Origin of the sequence: Rathayibacter sp. VKM Ac-2928 (assembly GCF_022815545.1) — a bacterium.
GTDB lineage: Bacteria > Actinomycetota > Actinomycetes > Actinomycetales > Microbacteriaceae > Rathayibacter > Rathayibacter festucae.
The window spans coordinates 1,852-5,599 of sequence record NZ_JALGRU010000010.1 but is presented as its reverse complement, the minus strand read 5'-3'; the positions used below and the strand labels follow the sequence as shown (position 1 = coordinate 5,599).

Below are 3,748 nucleotides of genomic sequence, written 5' to 3'. Positions count from 1 at the left end.
AGAACCTCTGGTTAAACAGCGATGGCCACCCATTTCTGGGTGGCCATCGTGAATTGGTGTCCGGCGGTGTCCTACTCTCCCACAGGGTCCCCCCTGCAGTACCATCGGCGCTGAGAGTCTTAGCTTCCGGGTTCGGAATGTGACCGGGCGTTTCCCTCTCGCTATGGCCGCCGTAACCCTTCTAGACGCAACCGCCAGCCTTACGGCGTGGTGGTGGTCAAATCTGGGTCACACGTCATGCGTGTGTTCTGTTATCCGCCCCGAGCAGTGTCGGGTGCGGTGTGCAGATCGTGTCTTTGCGAACACGACCCGCGGTATGGAGCCCGTATTCTGGGAACCACAAAGTGGACGCAAGCAATCTCTGACCACTCCTACCAGCCTTTACAACGGTATGAGTGTAGTGATTATCAAGTTATCGGCTTATTAGTACCGGTCAGCTCCGACAGTCTTTAGTCCTGTCTTCCACATCCGGCCTATCAACCCAGTCGTCTGGCTGGGAGCCTCTCCCCCGAAGGGATGGAAATCTCATCTCGAAGCCGGCTTCCCGCTTAGATGCTTTCAGCGGTTATCCGTTCCGAACGTAGCTAATCAGCGGTGCTCCTGGCGGAACAACTGACACACCAGAGGTTCGTCCATCCCGGTCCTCTCGTACTAGGGATAGATCTTCTCAAATTTCCTGCGCGCGCAGCGGATAGGGACCGAACTGTCTCACGACGTTCTAAACCCAGCTCGCGTACCGCTTTAATGGGCGAACAGCCCAACCCTTGGGACCTACTCCAGCCCCAGGATGCGACGAGCCGACATCGAGGTGCCAAACCATGCCGTCGATATGGACTCTTGGGCAAGATCAGCCTGTTATCCCCGAGGTACCTTTTATCCGTTGAGCGACAGCGCTTCCACAAGCCACTGCCGGATCACTAGTCCCGACTTTCGTCCCTGCTCGACTTGTCAGTCTCACAGTCAAGCTCCCTTGTGCACTTACACTCGACACCTGATTGCCAACCAGGTTGAGGGAACCTTTGGGCGCCTCCGTTACTCTTTAGGAGGCAACCGCCCCAGTTAAACTACCCATCAGGCACTGTCCCTGAACCCGATTAGGGTCCGAAGTTAGATATCCAGAGTGACCAGAGTGGTATTTCAACAATGACTCCACGAACACTAGCGTGCCCGCTTCACAGTCTCCCACCTATCCTACACAAGCCACACCGAACACCAATACCAAACTATAGTAAAGGTCACGGGGTCTTTCCGTCCTGCTGCGCGTAACGAGCATCTTTACTCGTAATGCAATTTCGCCGAGTTCGCGGTTGAGACAGCTGGGAAGTCGTTACGCCATTCGTGCAGGTCGGAACTTACCCGACAAGGAATTTCGCTACCTTAGGATGGTTATAGTTACCACCGCCGTTTACTGGGGCTTAAATTCTCAGCTTCGCCTTGCGGCTAACCGTTCCTCTTAACCTTCCAGCACCGGGCAGGCGTCAGTCCGTATACATCGTCTTGCGACTTAGCACGGACCTGTGTTTTTAGTAAACAGTCGCTTCCCACTGGTCTCTGCGGCCATCGAACGCTCCCGGAGCAAGTCCGTTCACGCCTCAGGCCCCCCTTCTCCCGAAGTTACGGGGGCATTTTGCCGAGTTCCTTAACCACGATTCTCTCGATCTCCTTAGTATTCTCTACCTGACCACCTGAGTCGGTTTGGGGTACGGGCAGCTAGAACCTCGCGTCGATGCTTTTCTTGGCAGCATAGGATCACCGATTTCGACTTGCGTCTACCCATCAGATCTCAGGCTATATGAACGACGGATTTGCCTATCGTTCGCCCTACATCCTTAGACCGGGACAACCATCGCCCGGCTCGGCTACCTTCCTGCGTCACACCTGTTAATACGCTAAACGCACCAGCACGGGGTCGTACGCTAGGCCCAACGCTTCACCCCGAAGGGATCCATCAAAGGGATTCAGATACTTAGCACTACTGGATTGTCTTGGGCGGTTCTTCGCCGGTACGGGAATATCAACCCGTTGTCCATCGACTACGCCTGTCGGCCTCGCCTTAGGTCCCGACTTACCCAGGGAAGATTAGCTTGACCCTGGAACCCTTGGTCTTCCGGAGGACGGGTTTCTCACCCGTCTTTCGCTACTCATGCCTGCATTCTCACTCGTGTGGCGTCCACGGCTGGTTCACACCGCCGCTTCACTCGCCACACGACGCTCTCCTACCCATCAACACGGCTGGACCACGAAGGCCTACCACTAATGTCAATGCCACAACTTCGGTGGCGTGCTTGAGCCCCGTTACATTGTCGGCGCGGAATCACTTGACCAGTGAGCTATTACGCACTCTTTCAAGGGTGGCTGCTTCTAAGCCAACCTCCTGGTTGTCTGTGCAACTCCACATCCTTTCCCACTTAGCACGCGCTTAGGGACCTTAGTTGGTGGTCTGGGTTGTTTCCCTCTCGACTATGAAGCTTATCCCCCACAGTCTCACTGCTGCGCTCTCACTTACCGGCATTCGGAGTTTGGCTGACGTCAGTAAGCTTTTGGGCCCCATCGGCCATCCAGTAGCTCTACCTCCGGCAAGAAACACGCAACGCTGCACCTAAATGCATTTCGGAGAGAACCAGCTATCACGAAGTTTGATTGGCCTTTCACCCCTATCCACAGCTCATCCCCTCCATTTTCAACTGAAGTGGGTTCGGTCCTCCACGACGTCTTACCGTCGCTTCAACCTGGCCATGGATAGATCACTTCGCTTCGGGTCTAGACCCTGCGACTGAATCGCCCTATTCGGACTCGCTTTCGCTACGGCTGCCCCACACGGGTTAACCTCGCCACAGAGCACTAACTCGCAGGCTCATTCTTCAAAAGGCACGCCGTCACCCCAACATGGGAGCTCCGACGGTTTGTAAGCAAACGGTTTCAGGTACTATTTCACTCCCCTCCCGGGGTACTTTTCACCTTTCCCTCACGGTACTTGTCCGCTATCGGTCATCTGGGAGTATTTAGGCTTATCAGGTGGTCCTGACAGATTCACACGGGATTTCTCGGGCCCCGTGCTACTTGGGATACTCTTCACGCCATAACACCATTTCGACTACGGGGCTCGCACCCGCTCTGGCCAGGCATTCAAACCTGTTCGTCTATGATGCGCTGTAACGTTCAGTGCTCGGCAGAACACAACGAAAAGTCCCACAACCCCGACCATGCAACCCCTGCCGGGTATCACACATGATTCGGTTTAGCCTCTTCCGCGTTCGCTCGCCACTACTGACGGAATCACTGTTGTTTTCTCTTCCTGTGGGTACTGAGATGTTTCACTTCCCCACGTTCCCTCTACCCGCCCTATATATTCAGGCGGGAGTCACCAGGTCACCACAAGGGGCCTGGCGGGGTTTCCCCATTCGGAAATCCTCGGATCACAGCTCGTTTATCAGCTCCCCGAGGCTTATCGCAGATTACGACGTCCTTCTTCGGCTCCAGATGCCAAGGCATTCACCGTTTGCTCTTAAAAACTTGAAAATCACATGAGTTTAAGAAACCACAACTCGAAAAGTTGCAGATCCAATGATTGGCAAGAACACAACCCGAAGGCTGCTCCTTGCGAATCTTGTCGACCCGAACAACCCGCAAAGGCTGCCCGAGTCTAAGATGCTCGCGTCCACTGTGTAGTTCTCAAAATACGGGCGGTATCCCTCCCCCACACACCCAGGCGTGGAAAAAGGATCCAGGAGAGTCGAGATCCAGCCAC

2 rRNA genes are annotated in these 3,748 nt (G+C 54.8%); both read right to left on the bottom strand.

From position 1 onward, the window contains the following. Positions 1-58: 58 nt before the first annotated feature. Positions 59-175: ribosomal RNA gene (gene rrf / locus MT350_RS19855) — 5S ribosomal RNA — on the bottom strand. A 228-nt stretch (positions 176-403) separates the two neighbouring features. After that, positions 404-3,519: ribosomal RNA gene (locus MT350_RS19850) — 23S ribosomal RNA — on the bottom strand. Positions 3,520-3,748 lie beyond the last annotated feature (229 nt).